Raw genomic sequence first — 19,100 nt, forward strand, 5'->3', positions numbered from 1 at the left:
CTTGGCCTTGACGATCAGCGGCTGCTTTCAAGCTTTCTCGCGCTCCGCGATTAACGTCCCGGCTACAGCCCAGTCGCTGGGATCGACCTCAGTAAATATGACATGCACACTGGCGGGCGTAGCGCCGCCTTGTTGTACGAGAACATCGGTTAACCCTTTTGCTATTTCTCTCTTTTGGTCGCGACTACGTCCAGGTAATAGCTCCACTCGAATCGTTGGCATGGCGGTCCTTAAACGGATGGCGTTAGAATTATGATGATGGTTTCGTAATTATGAAACATATTTCACAGCTACGCAATGCGCTTATCCGCCATACAATGCGTCAACCTAAGTTCAAGTTTGAAATTGAGTAAAAGCTCGTATGAATACTTCAACTCGCAAGAAGGGCAACGAAAACGAATGCCTTGATGTGATGGTAGGCAAAAAAATTCGAGCGCTGCGAATGGCGCGAGGCCTTTCATTGAAGGACGTAGCAGAACGGTCTGGATTATCGATGGGCTTTCTCAGTCAGGCGGAGCGCGGATTGTCGTCGCCATCATTACGCTCATTGGGACAATTAAGTGAGGTTTTCTCTGTCAGTATCGCCAACTTTTTCCCGGAGCGGGAGTCCTCGTCAGACGCGAACGGGCCGGTTCTTCGAGAGAGTCAGAGACCATCCCTCGTATTCTGGGGAACTGGCATTACGAAAGAGATACTGACTCCTCCGCAACCGTGTGAGAATGCGGAATTGGTCACCTATCTCATGTGCATTGAGCCGCAGGGGTCGAGCGGAGATGAGACCTTTACGCACGAAGGGCTCGAAGCAGGTTTCATCCTGGAAGGTTCTCTTGAAATTCAAATAGATGAAGATACGTTCATGCTGGAGCAGGGTGACGGTTTTCGTTTCAGCAGTCGCGTGCCTCACAGGTTCCGAAATATCACTAAGACGCCGACACGTATCATGTGGGTCAATTATCGGCAGATCAAAGAGTCGCCTTCTACCTGATCATAAGAAACTGGTAATGCTTCGGTTTGAATGAGTGTTACCCCTCTTCATGGCGCTGCTGAGTTTTTGCGAAGGAGGGCGGTGTGTTGCGGCGCATGGCTTGATGTCTGGCGCATCGCTGGCGTTTCCGTCGTTTACCGCACATAGCGCCGTGCGTACAATTCATTGACCACGTACATGGAGCACTGCGCATATGGCGGCAAGAATTCTGTTTCGGCTGGCCTTGGTGGCGGGCTTGGCGTTGGGCACGGTTTTTACACAGGCTCATGCCGCCTTGCCGGCAGGCTTTACGTTCATTGATGACGCCATTCCGGGCCTGAAAGTCGATTTACGCTATGCGGGTAGCCATAACTTCGTGGGGCGGCCGGTTGCCGGTTACGAAAACGCGCGACCGGTGCTGAGCGCTCCGGCGACGCAGGCCCTGGCCCGGGTGCAGGCCGATCTGAAGCCTTTCAAGCTCGGGCTGCTGATTCTCGATGCCTACCGGCCGCAGCGTGCCGTCGACGATTTCATGAAATGGGCGGCCGACATGGCCGACGTCCGTACCAAGGCCGAGTTCTATCCGGAAGTCGACAAGCGGAATCTGTTCAAAGAAGACTACATTGCGGAAAGGTCGGGCCATAGCCGCGGCAGTACAGTCGACTTGACGGTGGTGGACCTTGGTACCGGCCGGCAGCTGGACATGGGATCCGCGTTCGATTTCTTCGGTGTCGAGTCATGGCCGGAACACCCGGATCTGACCCATCAGCAACGCGCCAACCGGCTGCTGCTGCAGACGCTGATGGTCAAGCACGGCTTCAAGCCGTATCCCAAGGAGTGGTGGCACTTTACTTTGGAAAGCGAGCCCTTTCCCCAAGACTATTTTGATTTCTTGCCGCGGTAGGCAGCCGGCAGCTGGGGTCAGACCCCGTACGGGGTCTGACCCCCTTTGACCCCTTGCGGAAAAGCAAAACGCCAACCCGCAAGGATTGGCGTTTTGCTTTGAAACTGGTGCCGGTTAACGGATTCGAACTGTTGACCTTCGCATTACAAGTGCGCTGCTCTACCAACTGAGCTAAACCGGCGAACGCATAATTCTACAGGAGTTTTTGAAATCCTGCTGCGCGGGCAGGCCCTGTGCCGGTCCATGCCATGTGATGCTACGCCCGAAAGCGCGCAGCCAGCTGCTCGGTGGTACGAGCCAGCAGCGCGGCGTCGAGCCCGACGGCCGTGAAGAGCGTGCCGACTTCCATATACCGCCGCGCCGCCGCTTCGTCGAACGTGAGGATGCCGGGGGCCTTGCCACAAGCGCGTATGCGGCGGATGGCATCTTCGATGGCGCTTTGAACTTCGGGATGCTTGGGGTTGCCCGGATGCCCCAGGCTGGCCGACAGGTCGGCCGGGCCGATGAATACGCCGTCCACGCCGTCCACCTTGGCGATCTCCTCGAGCCGATCCAGCCCTTCACGGGTTTCGACCTGTACCAGCAGGCAAAGCTGATCTTCGCAGGCTTGCATGTAGTTGCTGATCTGCCCGAAGCCGCTGGCGCGCATGATTCCGCCCACGCCACGCAGGCCGCGCGGCGGATAGCGCATGCCCGATACCGCCTGCTCGGCCTCTTCGGCGGTTTGCACGTATGGAATGAGCAGGGTTTGCGCACCGATGTCCAGGTAGCGCTTTTGCTGGACCAGGTCGTTCCAGCTGGGGCGTACGACGGAAGAAACGGGATAAGGAGCGGCGGCCTGCAATTGCCCCAGTACGGTTTGAACATCGTTGGGCGAGTGTTCGGTATCGAACACCAGCCAATCGAAGCCGGAGCGTGCAACGATCTCGGCGCTGTAGTGGTGCGCCAATGATACCCACAGGCCGAGCTGATGCTGGCCGGCGTTGATTGCCTGCTTGAATCGGTTTACTGGGATCTGCATGAAGGGCTCCATGATGCGGGAAGGGGCTATGGGGGTCAGACCCCATACGGGGTCTGGCCTCAACTCTCAAACGAAGGGACAGACCCTGCTGAAGTGATGGGGTCAGACCCTATAGGGTCTGACCCCATGAATTACTTCACCACCGTCAGCCGGGGCGGCTTGGGCGGTGTGTCGTCCGGCGGGCTGGCGCTGCCGGTGCCGCTGTCGGGTACGGCCTGGGGGCCGGCGGGGGCGGAGGCTTCGTCGTCGGAGTCGCTGCCGGGATACGGTTGCGACTCGGCAACGTCGAAACCCATGCCTGCGCCGGTTTCCCTGGCGTAGATGGCCGAGACGGCCGCCACGGGAACATAGATCTGCTCAGTCACTCCCCCGAATCGAGTCTGGAACTCGATATAGTCGTTACCCAAAGTCAGGCGATTGGTTGCCAGCGTGCCGATGTTCAGAGTGATCTGGCCATCGTGGATGTGCGCTGGGGGCACCACCGTGTTGGCGTCCACCGTGACCACGATGTGGGGGGTGTAGCCATTGTCGGTGCACCATTCGTGCAACGCGCGGATCAGATAAGGCTTGGTTGAGGACTCTTGCATGATGTTTTAGCGGCGCATGACCTTTTCAGAGGGTGTCAGTGCTTCGATGTAGGCCGGGCGCGAGAAGATGCGCTCGGCGTATTTCTGGATGGGCGCCGCGTTCTTGGGCAGTTCGATGCCATAGTGGTCCAGGCGCCATAGCAGCGGCGCAACGGCGACGTCGAGCATGGAAAATTCTTCGCCCAACATGTATTTGTTTTTTAACAGCATAGGCGCCAGCTGCGCAAGGCGGTCGCGGATGTTTTGACGAGCGAGGTCCTGAGCCTTGCTATCGGTGCTGGAACGGTCTTCGAGCACCGAAACGTGCACGAAGAGTTCTTTCTCGAAGTTGTACAGGAACAGGCGCGTGCGGGCGCGCATGACGGGATCCGCAGGCATCAGTTGGGGATGCGGAAAGCGCTCGTCGATGTATTCGTTGATGATGTTCGATTCGTACAGGACCAGATCGCGCTCGACCAGGATGGGAACCTGCCCATAGGGATTCATGACCGAAACGTCTTCGGGCTTGTTGTACAGGTCGATGTCGCGGATTTCAAAATCCATGCCTTTTTCGAACAACACAAAACGGCAGCGTTGAGAGAACGGGCATGTCGTTCCAGAATAGAGCACCATCATGTCGGGGATTCCAATCGTAGAAATAAGAACAAGAGCGCACGCCAAGTGGCGTGGCTCCGAAAAGCGAAATAGGCGTATCGCAACGCCTATTTCTTGTCCGATAGCTGGGATGCAGTGCCGGCTAGGGCGGCTACCGGTGATTATATTACTTGACGTGCTTCCAGTAGGCCGAATTCAAGCGCCATGCAATGATCAGGAACAGGCCCAGGAACAGCAAGACCCACACGCCCATCTGCTTGCGCTGCTGCTGCACGGGTTCGGCCATCCAGCCCAGGAAGTTCGCCAGGTCGGCCACGTTGCTGTCGAAGACCGCGACGCGCTTGGGATCGGCGGACTCCAGAACGGCTTTGTCCTGTGGGCCGCCGCGGTAGTCGGCGAGCTCTTCGGTCTTGATGTCGGCAAAGCCTTGGGTGTCGTACTTGGCGACGGTACGTTCCCATTGCAGGCTGCCGCCTTCTTTCTCGACCTGGTGGACGGTGACGTGGTTGAGCGAGCGCGGGCCTTCCATTTGCCAGAACGGGTTCGGCATGCCGACGCTGGGGAAGACCAGGTTGTTCCAGCCGGTTGCCTTGGTGCTGTCGCGGTAGAACGTGCGCAGGAAGGTGTAGACGTAGTCGACGCCTGAAGGGCCCATGGTGGTGGACTTGGCGCGTGCGATGACCGAGAGGTCGGGAGGCGCGGCGCCGAACCACTTCTTGGCGTCTTCGGGCGTCATGGCGATTTTCATGAGGTCGCCGACCTTGTCGCCGGTGAACAGCAGGTTCTTCTTGATTTGCTCGTCGGTCAGGCCGATGTCGGCCAGCTTGTTATAGCGCATGGAATTGGCGCTATGACAGCCCAGGCAGTAGTTGACGAACAGCTTCGCGCCGTTTTGCAGCGACGCCATGTCGTTGATGCGATTCGGTGCGCTTTCCAGCTTGTAGCCACCACCCGCGGCCATGGCGAGGCCGCAGGTCAGTGATAAGGCAATTGCGCCTAGCAGCTTTTTAATCATGATCATTCCGTAACGTGTTGGTTGCCTTAGTGAGCGTGAAACGTGACGCGGTCAGGGACTTGCTTGAACGTGCCGATGCGGCTCCAGACAGGCATCAGGAAGAAGAATCCCAGGTAGATCACGGTGCCGATCTGGCTCATGAGGTTGAACGTTGGATTCGGCGCTTGCGTGCCCAGGTAACCCAACACCAGGAAGTTGACGATGAAAATGCCGTACAGGTACTTGTGCCATGTCGGGCGGTAGCGGATCGACTTGACGGGGGAGTGATCCAGCCAGGGCAGGAAGAACAGGATCACCACGGAACCGCCCATGACGACCACGCCCCAGAACTTGGCATCGATGACGCGAAGCAGGACGGCGACCAGGATCAGCACGACCGGCCATACGATGCGCCAGATGCCGCGCAGGTTGCCCTTCAGGAACAGGGCCGCGGCGGCGATGACGGCGCCTGCGATCATGATCCAGATGAAGTCGGCCGTGGTGGCGCGCAGCATGGAGTAGAACGGCGTGAAATACCAGACCGGCGCGATGTGCGGAGGCGTCTTCAGGGGATCGGCCGGAATGAAGTTGTTGTATTCCAGGAAGTAGCCGCCCATTTCGGGGCCGAAGAAAATGATGGCCGCGAAGACGATCAGGAAGCCCGCCACGCCCACGATGTCATGCACCGAGTAGTAGGGGTGGAAGGGAATGCCGTCCAGGGGGTGGCCGTAGCGGTCTTTCGGGCCTTGCTTGATTTCGACGCCGTCGGGGTTGTTGGAACCCACTTCGTGCAGCGCAATGATGTGCGCGACGACCAGGCCGATGAGCACCAGCGGCAGCGCAATGACGTGGAAGGCGAAGAAGCGGTTCAGGGTGGCGTCGGACACGACGTAGTCGCCGCGGATCCAGATGGCCAGTTCAGGGCCGATGAAGGGAATGGCAGAGAACAGGTTCACGATGACCTGAGCGCCCCAATAGGACATTTGACCCCAGGGCAGCAGGTAGCCCATGAAGGCTTCGCCCATGAGACAGAGGAAGATGGCGACGCCGAAGATCCAGACGAGCTCGCGCGGCTTGCGGTAGGAACCGTAGAACAGGCCGCGCAGCATGTGCAGGTAAACGACCACGAAGAACATGGACGCGCCGGTGGAGTGCATGTAGCGGATCAGCCAGCCCCATGGCACTTCGCGCATAATGTATTCGACGGACTCGAATGCCAGCTTTGCGTCGGGCTTGTAGTTCATGACCAGGAAAATGCCGGTCACGATCTGGATGACCAGTACCAGCATGGCCAGGGACCCAAAGAAATACCAGAAGTTGAAGTTCTTCGGGGCGTAGTATTCCGACATGTGGTCTTTGAAGAGGGTAGTAAGCGGAAAGCGCTTATCTATCCAGCCTAAAAGTCCTGTCGTTTCGACGGTTTTCTCGCCAGCCATGAAACGGCTCCTTTTTCTATCTTACGAGGCGTATTGTGGATTTGGTGCACGGGCGTTCAGCGGCGCCCTTCGGGATCAGGCCTTGTTGTTCTCGTCGACGCCGATGATAATGCGGGTGCCGTCGGCCGAGTACGAATAAGGAGGGACCTCGAGGTTGTCGGGCGCCGGCTTGTTGCTGAACACACGGCCGGCTAGATCGAAGGTGGAGCCATGGCAGGGGCAATTGAAGCCGCCTTGCCAGTTGGCGGGCAGGCCGGGCTGCGGGCCCGCGGCCAGCGCGGGTGTGGGCGAGCAGCCCAGGTGCGTGCAGATGCCGACGCAAACGAACAGGTCGGGCTTGCGCGAGCGGTATTCGTTCTTGGCGTATTCGGGGGTGTAGCCGGGGCGATCGGAATGGGGATCGGCGAGCTCGCCGTCCAGGCTGGGAAGGGTGGCGAGCTGCTGGGGCGTGCGGTGCATGATCCACACGGGCTTGCCACGCCATTCGACGGTGATCATCTGGCCGGCGGGGATGCCGGAGACATCGACCTCGACGGGAGCGCCGGCCGCGCGTGCCTTTTCGGACGGCGCGAAGGAGCTGACAAACGGAACTGCCGTGGCCACGCCGGCGGCGCCGCCCACGGCACAGGCCGTAGCCACCCACATGCGGCGCGAAGGATCGGGTGGCAGGTTGGGGTCAACCGCAGCGTCGCCGTCGAGCTGTGTCGTAATCTGACTCATTCTAGTATCCTTATTCATGCCTCGCGTGGGGGCATACCATTCACTGATTTTGGCTGTGTACTATCTTATCAACCGCGTATTATAGCGTTTGCCCGCAATAGGGTGTAACACGAAAGGAAGGCAATATGAGCAAAGCACGGGGTTTCCTGCAAGAGTTTCAAGAGTTCGCCGTCCGGGGCAACATGATCGATCTGGCCGTCGGTGTCATTATCGGGGCGGCTTTCGGGAAGATCATCGACTCCCTGGTGAAAGACATCATCATGCCCATCATTTCCTTCATCGTGGGCGGGGAAGTCGATTTCACCAATCAGTTCTGGGTGCTGCGGACGCCCGAGGGCTATTCCGGGCCGGAAACCTACGACGCCCTGACCAAGGCCGGCGCGGTCGTGTTGTCGTGGGGTAATTTCCTGACGATATTCATCAACTTCATCCTGCTCGCCTTCGTGGTGTTCTGCCTGGTGAAGGCCGTGAACAAGGCGCGCGACCGGGTCTTCCACCGCGAGGCCGCCGAACCCGCGGCGCCCGCGCCTCCGCCCGAAGACGTGGCGCTGCTGCGTGAAATCCGCGATCTGCTGAAAAAGTGATGCAGGGGCGGGTGGCGCCTGCCTTTTAGCGTTAAAAGGCCCTAGATCGGGTTGTCGATATCCAGGAAGTCCACCCGCAGCCCGAACCGTTCCGCGATGGCGTTGCCCAATGCCTGCACGCCGTATCGTTCGGTTGCATGGTGGCCGGCCGCAATGAACGCCGTGCCGGTCTCCCGGGCCAGGTGATAAACCGGCTCTGAAGCCTCGCCCGTTATGTAGACGTCGGCGCCGGCGTCGATGGCCGCTTCCATCATGCCTTGGGCGCCGCCGGTGCACCATGCGATACGCTCGACTTTCTGTTGTGGATTTCCCACAACCAGCGGCCGGCGTTGTAAGGCATTGCAAATAATATTACCGAGATCGTCAAGGCTGCGGGCACGGCGGGAGCGGCCCAGCCAGACCAGGTCGTTGCGGCCGCACAGCACCGGCTGGCCCTCGGCGTCGAGCTCGGGCTCCAGGTCGAGCACCCGCGCCAGTTGTGCGTTGTTTCCCAGTGTCGGATGGGCATCCAGCGGAAGGTGATAGCCAAAGAGATTCAGATCGTGTGCCAGGGCCAGCGCCAGGCGTTTGCGCTTCGGCCCGCGCACGCGGGGACTCTCGTTCTGCCAGAACCAGCCATGATGCACCAGTACGGCGTCGGCTTTTTTCTCGATCGCCGCTTCCAGTAGTGCCTGCGATGCCGTGACACCGGTGATAATGTGTCCGATACTGGCTTTGCCCTCTACCTGCAGTCCGTTCGGACAGTAGTCCTTGAAGCGCGCCACTTGCAAGGTGGCATCGAGCCAGTCGGCGAGTTGTTGGGTGGAAACCTGATTCATTGAGTTGCCTTTTCCTTATAGCAAAAGCTTATGCGTCGATTGTGGTTGCTGTTTGCCCAGACGGTGACGATATGTCTGGGTATTTTATTCATCGTGGCAACCTTGCGCCCGGACTGGCTGCACACTCAGCCGCAGGCCCCGGCGCCGCTGCCCGCCCCGCAGCCGAGCGCGCCTGTTTCATTCGCGGCGGCCGTGGCCCAGGCCCGGCCGGCAGTGGTCAACGTCTACACCAGCAAGCACGTCAATGTGCCGGTGATCCCCATCCCTGCGGATCCGGAGCTCGAGCGCTTGTTCAGGGAAATTCCCGGTTTCAGCCGGCGCAGGGAATCGACCAACCTGGGCTCGGGCGTGATTGTCCGGGAAGACGGGTACATCCTCACCAACTACCACGTCATTGAAGCCGCCGATGCGATCGAGGTGGCGTTGAGCGACGGCAGGCAGACCCGGGCCGCGATCGTGGGCGCGGATCCCGAGAGCGATCTCGCGGTGCTCAAGATCGACCTGCCCGACCTGCGCGCCATCGCCTTCAACGGCTCTCATGAAGTGAAGACCGGAGACGTGGTGCTGGCCATCGGCAATCCGTTCGGCGTGGGGCAGACCACCACCATGGGCATCGTGTCCGCGCTGGGACGCAATCGCCTGGGTGTCAATATATATGAAAACTTCATCCAGACCGACGCGGCCATCAACCCCGGAAACTCCGGCGGCGCGCTGATCGATACCGCGGGACGCCTGATCGGCATCAATACCGCCATCTACTCCGAATCGGGCGGATCGTTGGGCATAGGGTTCGCCATTCCGGCGGGTGCGGCGCAGACCATCATGGAACAGATCATCAAGACCGGGAGCGTGACCCGTGGATGGCTGGGTATAGAACCCCAGGATATCACCCCCGACCTGGCCCGCGCCTTCGGCCTGGGCCAGCGCGACGGCGTGATCATCGCCAGCGTGCTGCGCAATGGCCCGGCGTGGCAGGCGGGCTTGCGGGTCGGCGACATCGTGCTGCAGCTGAACGGCGAGCCGGTGCGCGATGCCATCGGCTTCCTGAACCAGATCGCACCGTTGACGCCGTCCGAGAAGGCGAAATTGCAGGTCGTGCGCGAGGGAAGGAAACTGGAAATGGACGTACGGGTGGGCGTGCGCCCGCCCATTTCAAAGCGGTGAGCGTGTGTTGGGGTCAGACCCCGACTGGGGTCTGACCCCCCAGCGGTTTCGGGCGTGGGCTTTGAGGGGTCGGACCCCAGTCGAGGGTGGGTGTTTTGAAGGGTCAGACCCCGTATGGGGTCTGACCCTCCGGTTGGCGGGTAGGCTTTGAGGGGTCAGACCCCGTACGGGGTCTGACCCCAGCCCCAGCCCGGTCAGCCGTTATCCGACTCGGACTCCAGCTCGTCCGCCGACGATTCCTTCACCTTCAGCATTCCCGCGACGATGACCCCGACTTCATAAAGGAGGCACAAGGGCACCGCCAGCATGAACTGGCTGACGACGTCGGGTGGCGTGACGACCGCGGCGATGACGAAGGCGCCCACAATGACGTAGCCGCGGGCACTGCGCAGTTTCTCGACCGTGACCATGCCGCTCTTCACCAGCAGGATCACGGCGATGGGGACTTCGAATGTCACCCCGAATGCCACGAACATCGTGATCACGAAACTGACATAGGCCTCGATGTCCGGTGCGGGCGTGATGGATTCCGGGGCGAAGCCGGCGATGAACTGGAAGACCGTGCGGAACACCACGAAATAGCAGAACGCCATGCCGAGCAGGAACAGCAGCGTGCTGGAGGCAATGAGCGGCAGCGCCAAGCGTTGTTCGTGCCGGTACAGGCCGGGCGCGACGAAGGCCCAGGCCTGGTACAGGACCACCGGCAGCGCCAGGACGAAGGACGCCAGCAGCGTTACCTTGACCGGCACCATGAACGGTGTGATCACGCCCGTGGCGATCATGCGTGTGCCTTCGGGCAGGGATGCCAGCATGGGCTGGGCCAGCACATCGTAGATGGCGGACGGCCCGGGGTAGATGAACAGCACGACGAATACGGCCAGTACGGCGCCGACGGCGCGCAGCAGGCGCGAGCGCAGCTCGACCAGATGCGAAATGAAGGTCTCTTGGGAAGCTTCTTGTGTCACGTGGGCGTCCCCGGTTTTTCTTTGTTGTCCGCCTGTGCCGTGCCGGACGGTTCGATGTCGGCGCCGGCGCTGGGTGCGGCCGCGGCATCGCCGGCGGGGATGGGCGTTGGCGTGGCGGCCGGCTTGGCGGGCTCGATGGCCGGCGCCGTGGTCGTTTCGGGGCCGTTTACTTCCGCCCGGGCGGAGTCGACCAGCGATTCGACCGAAGCGGATGCCTCTTTCAGGGCTTGCTCGGCTTCGGAAAGCGGTTGCCGCAAGCTGTCGGAGGCCTCTTGCATGGACGACTTGACCGATTTGGCCGCTTCTTCCATTTGACCCTTCAGGTTGTTGAGCTCATCCAGGTCCATTTCGCGTTGGATGTCGGACTTGACGTCGCTGACGTAGCGCTGCGCACGGCCGACCAGGTGGCCGATGGTACGGGCCACCTTGGGCAGGCGTTCGGGTCCGATGACGATCAGCGCAATCACGCCGATCAGCATAAGTTCACTAAAGCTGACGTCAAACATGGATAAGGAATTCGCTTGAAAGAAAAGGGTTAACGGAGCTTGGAGCGGCCATCAGCCCCGTCTTCAGGCGTCTTTCTTTTCCTTGGCCTGGACGTCGATGGTGTCGTCGCTTTGCACGCGCTGCGTCACGGATGCGGGCGCATCCTTTTCTTCGTTGTTGGCATCCTTCATGCCCTTCTTGAAGCCTTTTACGGCGCCGCCCAGGTCTTCACCGATATTGCGGATTTTCTTGGTGCCGAAAACCAGCGCCACGATCACCAGGACGATAAGCCAATGCCAAATGCTGAAACTACCCATGATAAGTCTCCGTTAAGCAGCAGGTGCTGCGCGTTTGTTCCATGGACGTGGGCCGCCCAGGATGTGCATGTGCAGGTGGGCGACTTCCTGCCCACCTTCTGTTCCGTTGTTGAACACGACCCTGAACCCGCCGTCGGGACCGGGCGTGCAGCCGTTTTCCTGTGCCAGCGCGGGCGCCAGCGTAATCATTCTACCCAGCCAGTGCGCGTCGCCTTCCTGGACATCCTGCAGCGAAACGACGTGGCGTTTGGGAATAAGCAGCAAGTGTACGGGAGCGGCGGGGTTTATGTCGTGAAAGGCGAAGAAATCGTCGTCCTCGTAGACCTTGCGGGAAGGGATTTCACCCTTGGCGATCTTGCAGAAAATGCAGTTGTCACTCATGTTCTGTACTCGGCTCGTTACGTTTGGGGCCGACCGGCCTTTTCGGCCAGTCCGGAAATGCCTTCGCGGCGTTCAAGTTCCTGCAGGACCTGTTCGGGGCGCAGGCCGTAGTAGGCCAGCGCAACCAGGCTGTGGAACCAGAGGTCGGCCGTTTCGGCCACAATGCGCTCGGGCGCGTTGTCTTTGGCTGCCATGACCAGCTCGGTGGCCTCTTCGCCTATCTTCTTCAGAAAGGCGTCAGGGCCGCGCGCCAACAGCTTGGCGGTATAGGAACTGGCCGGATCTCCGCCATTTGCCGGCAGGCGTGATTCCAGGGTGTCGGCCAGCCGGGCCAGAAGTGTTGCGGTATCGGCTTGTGTCATTGGTAGATTTGCTTCGGGTCTTTGAGCACCGGATCCGTCACGGTCCAGGTGGCGTCGTCGTCGACGCCGTCCAGGCGCCGGAAGAAACAGCTCTTGCGGCCCGTATGGCAAGCGACGTCGCCTTCCTGGCGTACTTTCAGGAGAATGACGTCGCCGTCGCAATCCAGCCGGATCTCGTGGACGATCTGGATGTGCCCGGATTCTTCGCCCTTGCGCCACAGCCGCCGACGCGAGCGCGACCAGTACACGCCGCGGCCGGTGGCCACGGTTTCCTGCAGGGCCTCGGCATTCATCCAGGCCACCATGAGTATCGCGCCCGTTTTTTCATCTTGCGCAATGGCGGGCAACAGCCCGTTCTCGTCGAAGGTGATGGCGTCGAGCCAAAGGGGTGCCGTCATGATTGCAATCTTACCTTGATGCCTTGCGCTGCCATGAATTCCTTGGCCTGCCGCACGGTGTATTCGCCGTAGTGGAAGATGCTGGCCGCTAGCACTGCGCTTGCCCGGCCGGCGGTGACGCCGTCGGCCAAGTGCTGCAGGTTGCCCACCCCGCCGGAAGCGATGACCGGCACGGGGACGGCGTCGGCGACGGCACGGGTAAGGTCGAGGTCGAAGCCCGACTTGGTGCCGTCGCGGTCCATGCTGGTCAGCAGCAGTTCGCCGGCGCCGTACTCGGCCATTTTACGGGCCCATTCGACGGCGTCGATGCCGGTGGCCTTGCGGCCGCCATGGGTGAAGATCTCCCACCTGGGCGCTTCGCCCGCCGCCGATACGCGCCGGGCGTCGAGTGCGACGACGATGCACTGCGAGCCGTGGTAGTCGGCCGCCTGGCGCACGAGTTCGGGATTGGCGACCGCGGCGCTGTTGATCGACACCTTGTCGGCGCCGGCATTCAGCAGGCGCTGGATGTCGGCGACCTGCCGCACCCCGCCGCCCACCGTCAGCGGGATGAAGACCTGACTGGCCACGGCCTCGATGATGGGCAGGATCAGGTCCCGGTCGTCGCTGGTGGCGGTGATGTCCAGGAAGGTGAGCTCGTCGGCGCCCTGCTCGTTATAGCGCTGGGCGATTTCGATGGGGTCGCCCGCGTCGACCAGGTCGACGAAGTTGACGCCCTTCACGACGCGGCCCGCCGTGACGTCCAGGCAGGGAATGATGCGGCGGGTCAGTTCGGAATCGGTGCCGGGGGGTAAAACAGAATTCATGTCGCTCCAAGTTCGTCCGCCATTTCCTGGGCGGCGGCGAAATCCAGGGTGCCTTCGTAGAGGCTGCGGCCCAGGATGGCGCCTTCGACGCCTTCGCTTTCGACGGCGCAGAGGGCCTCGATGTCTTTCAGGTCGGTGACGCCGCCGGAGGCGATGATGGGAATGTTGACGTGCTGCGCAAGCTTGACCGTGGCTTCGATGTTGACGCCGGACAGCATGCCGTCGCGGCCGATGTCGGTGTAGACGATGGCCTCGCAGCCGTAGTCTTCGAACTTGCGGGCAAGGTCGAAGACGTCGTGGCGCGTGAGTTTGCTCCAGCCGTCGGTGGCTACCTTGCCGTCGCGGGCATCGAGGCCCACGATGATGTTGCCCGGAAAAGCGCTGCAGGCATCGCGCAGGAAGCCTGGATCCTTGACGGCGGCGGTTCCGATGATGACATAGCTGATGCCGGCGTCCAGGTAGCGTTCGATGGTGTCGAGATCGCGGATGCCGCCGCCGATTTGCACGGGGATGTCGTCGGCGACGGCGGTGATGATGGACTTGATGGCCGCTTCGTTCTTGGGCTTGCCGGCGACCGCGCCATTGAGGTCGACGAGGTGCAGGCGCCGCGCGCCCTGGTCCAGCCACTGCGTGGCCATGGCGGCCGGGTCATCGGAAAAAACAGTTGCGTCGTCCAGATCGCCCTGGCGCAATCGCACGCAACGCCCGTCTTTGAGATCGATGGCGGGTATGAGTAGCATGATGTTATGGATTCCAATCAACGAAATTCCGATAGAGCCGCAAGCCGTGGCCGGCGCTTTTCTCGGGATGGAACTGTACTGCGAAAATGTTAGCCGCTGCCACTGCGCAGGTAAAGCGCATGCCGTAGTGGCTTTCCCCAACAGTGATTGCCGGGTGGTCGGGCTGCGCGTAGTAGCTGTGCACGAAATAGAAGTGGGTGCCGTCGGGAATGCCTGCCCATAACGGATGGGACCGTGTCTGGCTCACGCGGTTCCATCCCATGTGGGGAATCTTCAGCAGTTCCCCGCCCGCGGCGTCGGTGTCCGAGCCAAATTGCGGGCCCGCGAAGCGTTTCACGCGCCCGGGGAAAATGTCCAGGCAGCGCACATTGCCTTCCTCGCTTTCCGAGAACAGCATTTGTTCGCCGACGCAGACCCCCAGCAGGGGCTTGGCGCGGGCCGCGCGCAGGACGGCATCGCGCAGCCCCGAGCGGTCCAGCGTGCGCATGCAGTCGGGCATGGCGCCCTGGCCCGGAAACACCACGCGGTCGGCGCGGTCGATGCCTTGGGGCGTGTTGCAGATGCTGATGTCCGCATCCGGCGCGGCGGCCCGCAAGGCGCGCGCGACCGAATGGAAGTTGCCCATGCCGTAGTCAACGATGGCGATATTGTTCACGGTGTTCATCCGTTGGGGATGGAGAAGGATTCTGGCGCTGGCGGGTTTGTATCCTAAAGCACGCCCTTGGTCGATGGCACCACGCCCGCATTCCGCGGATCGGCTTCGGTCGCCATGCGCAACGCGCGGCCGAAGGCCTTGAACACGGTCTCGCACTGATGGTGCGAGTTTTCGCCGCGCAGGTTGTCGATGTGCAGTGTGACCAGGGCGTGATTGACGAAGCCCTGGAAGAATTCGCGCGCCAGGTCGACGTCGAACCGCCCGATGTGGGAACGCGTGAACGGAATGTGATAGTACAGGCCGGGCCGCCCGGAAAAGTCGATGACCACGCGCGACAGGGCTTCGTCCAGCGGCACATAGGAATGCCCGTAGCGGCGCAGGCCCGCCTTGTCGCCGACGGCTGCGGCAAAGGCCTGGCCCAGCGTGATGCCGACGTCTTCCACGGTGTGGTGGTCGTCGATGTGCGTATCGCCTTCGCAATGGATGTCCAGGTCGATCAGGCCATGGCGGGCGATCTGGTCCAGCATGTGGTCCAGGAAGGGCACGCCCGTGTTGATGGTCTGGCGGCCGGTGCCGTCCAGGTTGATCGAAACGCGCACGCGCGTTTCGTTGGTGTTTCGGGTGATGTCTGCGGTACGCATGGTATTCAGGAATTCGATGCTGTGGTGTTCAGGCGGTATTCGGCGCTGGCGGCGTGGGCCTGGAGGCCTTCGCCATAGGCCAGTTTGGCGGCGACCCGCCCCAGGACCTGTGCGCCGTTCTCGGAAACGTGGATGAGGCTGGAGCGTTTCTGGAAATCATACACGCCCAGGGGAGACGAAAAGCGGGCGGTGCGCGAGGTGGGCAAAACGTGGTTTGGCCCGGCGCAGTAGTCGCCCAGGGATTCGGAGCTGTAGCGCCCCAGGAAGATGGCGCCGGCGTGGCGGATCTTGTCGGCCCAGCGTTCGGGTTGCTCGGTGGAGATCTCGAGGTGTTCGGGCGCGATGTGATTGGCGATGTCGCAGGCTTCGTCCAGGTCGCGCACCAGGATCAGGGCGCCGCGCCCGCCCAGGCTTGCGCGGATGATGTCGGCGCGCGGCATGGTCGGCAGGAGACGGTCGATGGCCGCCTGGACGTCGTCAAGGTATTCTGCGCTGGGGCACAGCAAAATGGCCTGGGCCAGTTCGTCGTGTTCGGCCTGCGAGAAGAGATCCATGGCGATCCAGTCGGCCGGCGTGGTGCCGTCGCAGATGATGAGGATTTCGCTGGGGCCTGCGATCATGTCTATGCCCACGGTGCCGAACACGCGGCGCTTGGCCGCCGCCACATAGGCGTTGCCCGGCCCGACGATCTTGTCCACGGCGGCGATGCTTTGCGTGCCGTAGGCCAATGCGCCCACGGCTTGCGCGCCGCCTATGCCCCAGACCCTGTCCACGCCGCCGATGGCGGCGGCAGCGAGCACGATGGGATTGCGCACGCCGTCGGGCGTGGGTGTGACCATGACGACTTCCGGCACGCCCGCGACTTTCGCGGGGACGGCGTTCATGAGCACGGACGACGGATAGGCCGCCTTGCCGCCGGGCACGTACAGGCCCACGCGATCGAGCGGTGTGATCTTCTGGCCGAGCACCGTGCCGTCGGGCTCGGTGTAGGTCCAGGTCTGGCTGCGCTGGTGCTCGTGATAGCGGCGCACGCGTTCGGCGGCGGTTTCGAGGGCCTCGCGCTGGTCGCGCGGCAGGGCGTCGAGCGCGGCCAGCCATTCACGCCTGTCGATCTCCAGCTCCGGCAGGATGCCGGCCGCCACGCGATCGTAGCGTTGCGTGTAGTCCAGCACGGCGGCGTCGCCGCGCTGCTGGACATCGTGCAGGATGGCCGCGGTGGCGCGCTCGATGGATTCGTCCTGAGAGGCGTCGAAGGCCAGCAGCGTGCGCAGGCTGGACTGGAAGTCGTCGGATCGGGTACTCAGGCGCTTGATCGAAGGCATGATGCGGAAAAAGAAAAAAACGTTTTATAACAATGCAGTGTACCGTAAGCGGCGGACTTCAGCCCTGCGCTTGCGATGCCAGAGCGAATGCATCGAGTAGAGGCTGCAGTTTTGCCGAGCGCGTCTTGAGCGATGCCTGGTTCACGATGAGGCGCGAGGAGATCTGCGCGACCTCTTCGACGGCGACCAGGTTGTTGGCCTTGAGCGTCCCGCCCGTGGAGACCAGGTCGACGATGGCGTCCGCCAGGCCGACCAGCGGCGCGAGTTCCATCGAGCCATACAGCTTGATGATATCCACATAGACCCCTTTTGCCGCGAAGTGTTCCCGGGCCGCCTGTACGTACTTGGTGGCGATGCGCAGGCGCGAGCCCTGGTGGACGGCGGCCTCGTAATCGAAGCCCTCGCGCACGGCCACGCACAGGCGGCAGCGGGCGATGTTCAGGTCTATGGGCTGGTACAGGCCGCCGGGGTGCTGCGCGGCGTGCTCGTACAGGGCGTCCCTGCCGGCAATGCCGAAATCGGCCGCGCCGTACTGCACATAGGTGGGCACATCGGAAGCGCGCACGATGATCAGCTGCAGGTCGGGGCTGCTGGTGGGCAGGATCAGCTTGCGCGAGGACTCGGGGTTTTCCGAAACCTCCACGCCTGCGGCGGCCAGCAGCGGCATGGTCTCATCGAAAATTCGTCCCTTGGACAGGGCGAGCGTCAAGGGTTTGTCGAGGCTGGCAGGGCTCATGCGGTTTCCCGTGTGATGCGTTGGATGTCGGCGCCCACGGAGCGCAGTTTTTCTTCCATGCGTTCGTAGCCGCGGTCCAGGTGGTAGATGCGTTCCACGGTGGTCTGCCCCTGGGCCGCCAGGCCGGCGATGACCAGGCTGGCCGAGGCGCGCAGGTCGGTCGCCATGACGGTGGCGCCCGACAGGCCGGACACGCCGGTCACGACCGCCGTGTGGCCGTCGATGTCGATCAGGGCGCCCATCCGGCACAATTCCTGCACGTGCATGTAGCGGTTCTCGAAGATGTTCTCGACAATGACCGCCGTGCCGTCCGCCAGGGTGTTCAAGGCCATCATCTGCGCCTGCATGTCGGTCGGAAAGCCAGGGTACTCGCTGGTGCGCACGCCCGTGGCGCGCGGCCGGCGGTTCATGGCGGCGCGTATCCAGTCCGTGCCCGTTTCAATGGCCAGGCCGGCGTCGCGGAGCTTGTCCAGGGTTGCGCCCATGGTTTGCGGTGCCGCGTGGCGCAGCATGATTTCGCCTCCGGCCGCGCCCACGGCGCACAGGAAGGTGCCGGCCTCGATGCGATCGGCGACGATCTGGTGGCTGGCGCCATGCAGCCGTTCGACGCCGTCGATGACGATGCGATCGGTGCCGTGGCCCTGGATGCGGGCGCCCATCTTGATCAGGAGTTCGGCCAGGTCGGTGACCTCGGGTTCGCGCGCCGCGTTTTCAAGGACGGTGCGTCCGTCGGCCAGCACCGCTGCCATCATCAGGTTTTCGGTGCCGGTCACCGTGACCATGTCGGTGAGGATGGACGCGCCCTTGAGGCGCTTGGCCTTGGCCACGACGAAGCCGTGTTCGATGCGGATGTCCGCGCCCATGGCGGCCAGGCCCTTGATGTGCTGGTCCACCGGCCGCTGGCCGATGGCGCAGCCGCCGGGCAGGCTGACCCGCGCTTCGCCGAAGCGCGCCAGCAGCGGCCCGAGCACCAGGATGGACGCGCGCATGGTCTTGACCAGTTCGTAGGGCGCTTCCAGGCTGTGCACCGCGGCGGCGCAGAGCTCGACGCTGCCGTCGGCCGCGCGTTCGTGCTTGACGCCCATCTGGCCCAGCAGGCGCAGCGTGGTGCCGATGTCGTTGAGGCGCGGCACGTTCTGCAGGGCAAGGGCGTCTTCCGTGAGCAAGGATGCGCACAGAATGGGCAGGGCGGCGTTCTTGGCGCCCGAAATGGCGATCTCGCCGTTCAGGCGGTTCCCGCCCTGGATCTGGAGTTTATCCATTCGGATTGGCCTTGTATTCTTCCGGTGTCAGGGTGCGCATGGACAGGGCGTGGATCTCTGCTTTCATGCGCTCGCCCAGCGCGGCATAGACGAGCTGGTGACGCGCGATCAGGCGCTTGCCTTCGAAGGCGGGGCTGACGATCAGGGCGTCGAAGTGCGAACCGTCGCCCTGGACTTCAATATGCTCGCATGCAAGATGGTCAGCGATGTATTGGCGTACTTGTTCTGGGGTGGGCAGCATGG

The 19,100-nt window shown here is 62.1% G+C and carries 26 protein-coding genes and 1 tRNA gene; 4 read left to right on the forward strand and 23 right to left on the reverse strand.

All coding sequences use genetic code 11. From position 1 onward, the window contains the following. Positions 1–27 precede the first annotated feature (27 nt). Positions 28–222 carry a tautomerase family protein gene (locus ACSBPU_RS00995; RefSeq protein WP_180071155.1) on the reverse strand — a complete coding sequence of 65 codons (195 nt, stop codon included), beginning with the start codon at positions 220–222 and terminating at the stop codon, positions 28–30. A 139-nt stretch (positions 223–361) separates the two neighbouring features. On the opposite strand from ACSBPU_RS00995, the gene ACSBPU_RS01000 reads away from it, so the two are divergent. Both ACSBPU_RS01000 and ACSBPU_RS01005 read left to right on the forward strand, forming a co-directional pair. Further along, a complete protein-coding gene (locus ACSBPU_RS01000) occupies positions 362–985 on the forward strand; it encodes a helix-turn-helix domain-containing protein (RefSeq protein ID WP_442594778.1) in 624 nt (207 codons plus the stop codon). A gap of 193 nt (positions 986–1,178) precedes the next feature. Then, positions 1,179–1,868, forward strand: a complete 690-nt coding sequence (locus ACSBPU_RS01005; RefSeq protein ID WP_442594780.1) for a M15 family metallopeptidase — start codon at positions 1,179–1,181, stop codon at positions 1,866–1,868. A gap of 105 nt (positions 1,869–1,973) precedes the next feature. Here ACSBPU_RS01005 and ACSBPU_RS01010 read toward each other — a convergent pair. From ACSBPU_RS01010 to petA, 7 genes are all read right to left on the reverse strand, one after another. Beyond that, a tRNA-Thr gene (locus ACSBPU_RS01010) sits at positions 1,974–2,049 on the reverse strand. A 75-nt stretch (positions 2,050–2,124) separates the two neighbouring features. Continuing rightward, positions 2,125–2,889, reverse strand: coding sequence for a 4-hydroxy-2-oxoheptanedioate aldolase (gene hpaI / locus ACSBPU_RS01015; protein ID WP_442594782.1), 765 nt, complete (start codon positions 2,887–2,889; stop codon positions 2,125–2,127). Between the two features lie 131 nt (positions 2,890–3,020). Then, positions 3,021–3,476, reverse strand: coding sequence for a ClpXP protease specificity-enhancing factor (locus ACSBPU_RS01020; RefSeq protein ID WP_180071161.1), 456 nt, complete (start codon positions 3,474–3,476; stop codon positions 3,021–3,023). Positions 3,477–3,482: 6 nt separating this feature from the next. Further along, complete coding sequence (locus ACSBPU_RS01025) at positions 3,483–4,091, reverse strand: glutathione S-transferase N-terminal domain-containing protein (RefSeq protein ID WP_442594784.1); 609 nt, start codon at positions 4,089–4,091, stop codon at positions 3,483–3,485. 145 nt (positions 4,092–4,236) lie between these two features. Continuing rightward, positions 4,237–5,091, reverse strand: a complete 855-nt coding sequence (locus ACSBPU_RS01030) for a cytochrome c1 (protein ID WP_180071163.1) — start codon at positions 5,089–5,091, stop codon at positions 4,237–4,239. A gap of 20 nt (positions 5,092–5,111) precedes the next feature. Beyond that, positions 5,112–6,500, reverse strand: coding sequence for a cytochrome b (locus tag ACSBPU_RS01035; RefSeq protein ID WP_442594787.1), 1,389 nt, complete (start codon positions 6,498–6,500; stop codon positions 5,112–5,114). A gap of 75 nt (positions 6,501–6,575) precedes the next feature. After that, entirely contained in the window at positions 6,576–7,220 is a 645-nt protein-coding gene (petA, locus tag ACSBPU_RS01040) for a ubiquinol-cytochrome c reductase iron-sulfur subunit (RefSeq protein ID WP_180071165.1), read from the reverse strand. Between the two features lie 125 nt (positions 7,221–7,345). Between petA and mscL the strand changes: the two genes are divergently transcribed. Next, positions 7,346–7,804, forward strand: a complete 459-nt coding sequence (gene mscL, locus ACSBPU_RS01045) for a large conductance mechanosensitive channel protein MscL (protein WP_180071166.1) — start codon at positions 7,346–7,348, stop codon at positions 7,802–7,804. A 41-nt stretch (positions 7,805–7,845) separates the two neighbouring features. Here the strand turns inward: mscL and ACSBPU_RS01050 are convergent, their stop codons facing one another. Then, positions 7,846–8,622 carry a Nif3-like dinuclear metal center hexameric protein gene (locus ACSBPU_RS01050; protein WP_442594789.1) on the reverse strand — a complete coding sequence of 259 codons (777 nt, stop codon included), beginning with the start codon at positions 8,620–8,622 and terminating at the stop codon, positions 7,846–7,848. Between the two features lie 30 nt (positions 8,623–8,652). On the opposite strand from ACSBPU_RS01050, the gene ACSBPU_RS01055 reads away from it, so the two are divergent. Then, positions 8,653–9,786, forward strand: coding sequence for a S1C family serine protease (locus tag ACSBPU_RS01055; protein WP_442594791.1), 1,134 nt, complete (start codon positions 8,653–8,655; stop codon positions 9,784–9,786). Between the two features lie 194 nt (positions 9,787–9,980). Here the strand turns inward: ACSBPU_RS01055 and tatC are convergent, their stop codons facing one another. The 14 genes from tatC to ACSBPU_RS01125 form a co-directional block, all read right to left on the reverse strand. Beyond that, positions 9,981–10,751, reverse strand: a complete 771-nt coding sequence (gene tatC / locus ACSBPU_RS01060) for a twin-arginine translocase subunit TatC (RefSeq protein WP_180071169.1) — start codon at positions 10,749–10,751, stop codon at positions 9,981–9,983. Continuing rightward, complete coding sequence (gene tatB / locus ACSBPU_RS01065; protein WP_442594793.1) at positions 10,748–11,257, reverse strand: Sec-independent protein translocase protein TatB; 510 nt, start codon at positions 11,255–11,257, stop codon at positions 10,748–10,750. The genes tatC and tatB overlap by 4 nt, the downstream gene beginning before the upstream one ends. A gap of 63 nt (positions 11,258–11,320) precedes the next feature. Further along, complete coding sequence (gene tatA / locus ACSBPU_RS01070; RefSeq protein WP_180071171.1) at positions 11,321–11,554, reverse strand: Sec-independent protein translocase subunit TatA; 234 nt, start codon at positions 11,552–11,554, stop codon at positions 11,321–11,323. A gap of 12 nt (positions 11,555–11,566) precedes the next feature. Next, positions 11,567–11,935, reverse strand: coding sequence for an HIT domain-containing protein (locus ACSBPU_RS01075; RefSeq protein ID WP_180071172.1), 369 nt, complete (start codon positions 11,933–11,935; stop codon positions 11,567–11,569). A gap of 17 nt (positions 11,936–11,952) precedes the next feature. Further along, the gene (locus tag ACSBPU_RS01080) at positions 11,953–12,297 is read right to left on the reverse strand and encodes a phosphoribosyl-ATP diphosphatase (RefSeq protein ID WP_442594796.1); all 345 of its coding nucleotides are present in this window, start codon (positions 12,295–12,297) and stop codon (positions 11,953–11,955) included. After that, positions 12,294–12,698: a phosphoribosyl-AMP cyclohydrolase gene (gene hisI / locus ACSBPU_RS01085; RefSeq protein WP_180071251.1), complete on the reverse strand. Its 405-nt coding sequence runs from the start codon at positions 12,696–12,698 to the stop codon at positions 12,294–12,296. The genes ACSBPU_RS01080 and hisI overlap by 4 nt, the downstream gene beginning before the upstream one ends. Then, positions 12,692–13,501, reverse strand: coding sequence for an imidazole glycerol phosphate synthase subunit HisF (gene hisF / locus ACSBPU_RS01090; protein ID WP_442594798.1), 810 nt, complete (start codon positions 13,499–13,501; stop codon positions 12,692–12,694). The genes hisI and hisF overlap by 7 nt, the downstream gene beginning before the upstream one ends. Beyond that, a complete protein-coding gene (gene hisA, locus ACSBPU_RS01095) occupies positions 13,498–14,241 on the reverse strand; it encodes a 1-(5-phosphoribosyl)-5-[(5-phosphoribosylamino)methylideneamino]imidazole-4-carboxamide isomerase (RefSeq protein WP_442594800.1) in 744 nt (247 codons plus the stop codon). The genes hisF and hisA overlap by 4 nt, the downstream gene beginning before the upstream one ends. Positions 14,242–14,245: 4 nt before the next feature. Next, the gene (gene hisH / locus ACSBPU_RS01100) at positions 14,246–14,896 is read right to left on the reverse strand and encodes an imidazole glycerol phosphate synthase subunit HisH (protein WP_442594802.1); all 651 of its coding nucleotides are present in this window, start codon (positions 14,894–14,896) and stop codon (positions 14,246–14,248) included. 53 nt (positions 14,897–14,949) lie between these two features. Further along, positions 14,950–15,537, reverse strand: coding sequence for an imidazoleglycerol-phosphate dehydratase HisB (gene hisB / locus ACSBPU_RS01105; RefSeq protein WP_180071177.1), 588 nt, complete (start codon positions 15,535–15,537; stop codon positions 14,950–14,952). Between the two features lie 5 nt (positions 15,538–15,542). Further along, the gene (hisD, locus tag ACSBPU_RS01110; RefSeq protein WP_442594804.1) at positions 15,543–16,859 is read right to left on the reverse strand and encodes a histidinol dehydrogenase; all 1,317 of its coding nucleotides are present in this window, start codon (positions 16,857–16,859) and stop codon (positions 15,543–15,545) included. Between the two features lie 58 nt (positions 16,860–16,917). Continuing rightward, complete coding sequence (hisG, locus tag ACSBPU_RS01115; protein ID WP_442594806.1) at positions 16,918–17,595, reverse strand: ATP phosphoribosyltransferase; 678 nt, start codon at positions 17,593–17,595, stop codon at positions 16,918–16,920. Next, positions 17,592–18,857 carry a UDP-N-acetylglucosamine 1-carboxyvinyltransferase gene (gene murA / locus ACSBPU_RS01120; RefSeq protein ID WP_442594808.1) on the reverse strand — a complete coding sequence of 422 codons (1,266 nt, stop codon included), beginning with the start codon at positions 18,855–18,857 and terminating at the stop codon, positions 17,592–17,594. Before murA ends, hisG begins: the two co-directional genes overlap by 4 nt. Next, positions 18,850–19,098: a BolA/IbaG family iron-sulfur metabolism protein gene (locus ACSBPU_RS01125; RefSeq protein ID WP_180071181.1), complete on the reverse strand. Its 249-nt coding sequence runs from the start codon at positions 19,096–19,098 to the stop codon at positions 18,850–18,852. The genes murA and ACSBPU_RS01125 overlap by 8 nt, the downstream gene beginning before the upstream one ends. Positions 19,099–19,100: the final 2 nt, after the last annotated feature.

The sequence above is a fragment of the Parapusillimonas sp. JC17 genome (assembly GCF_052180245.1).
GTDB lineage: Bacteria > Pseudomonadota > Gammaproteobacteria > Burkholderiales > Burkholderiaceae_B > Parapusillimonas.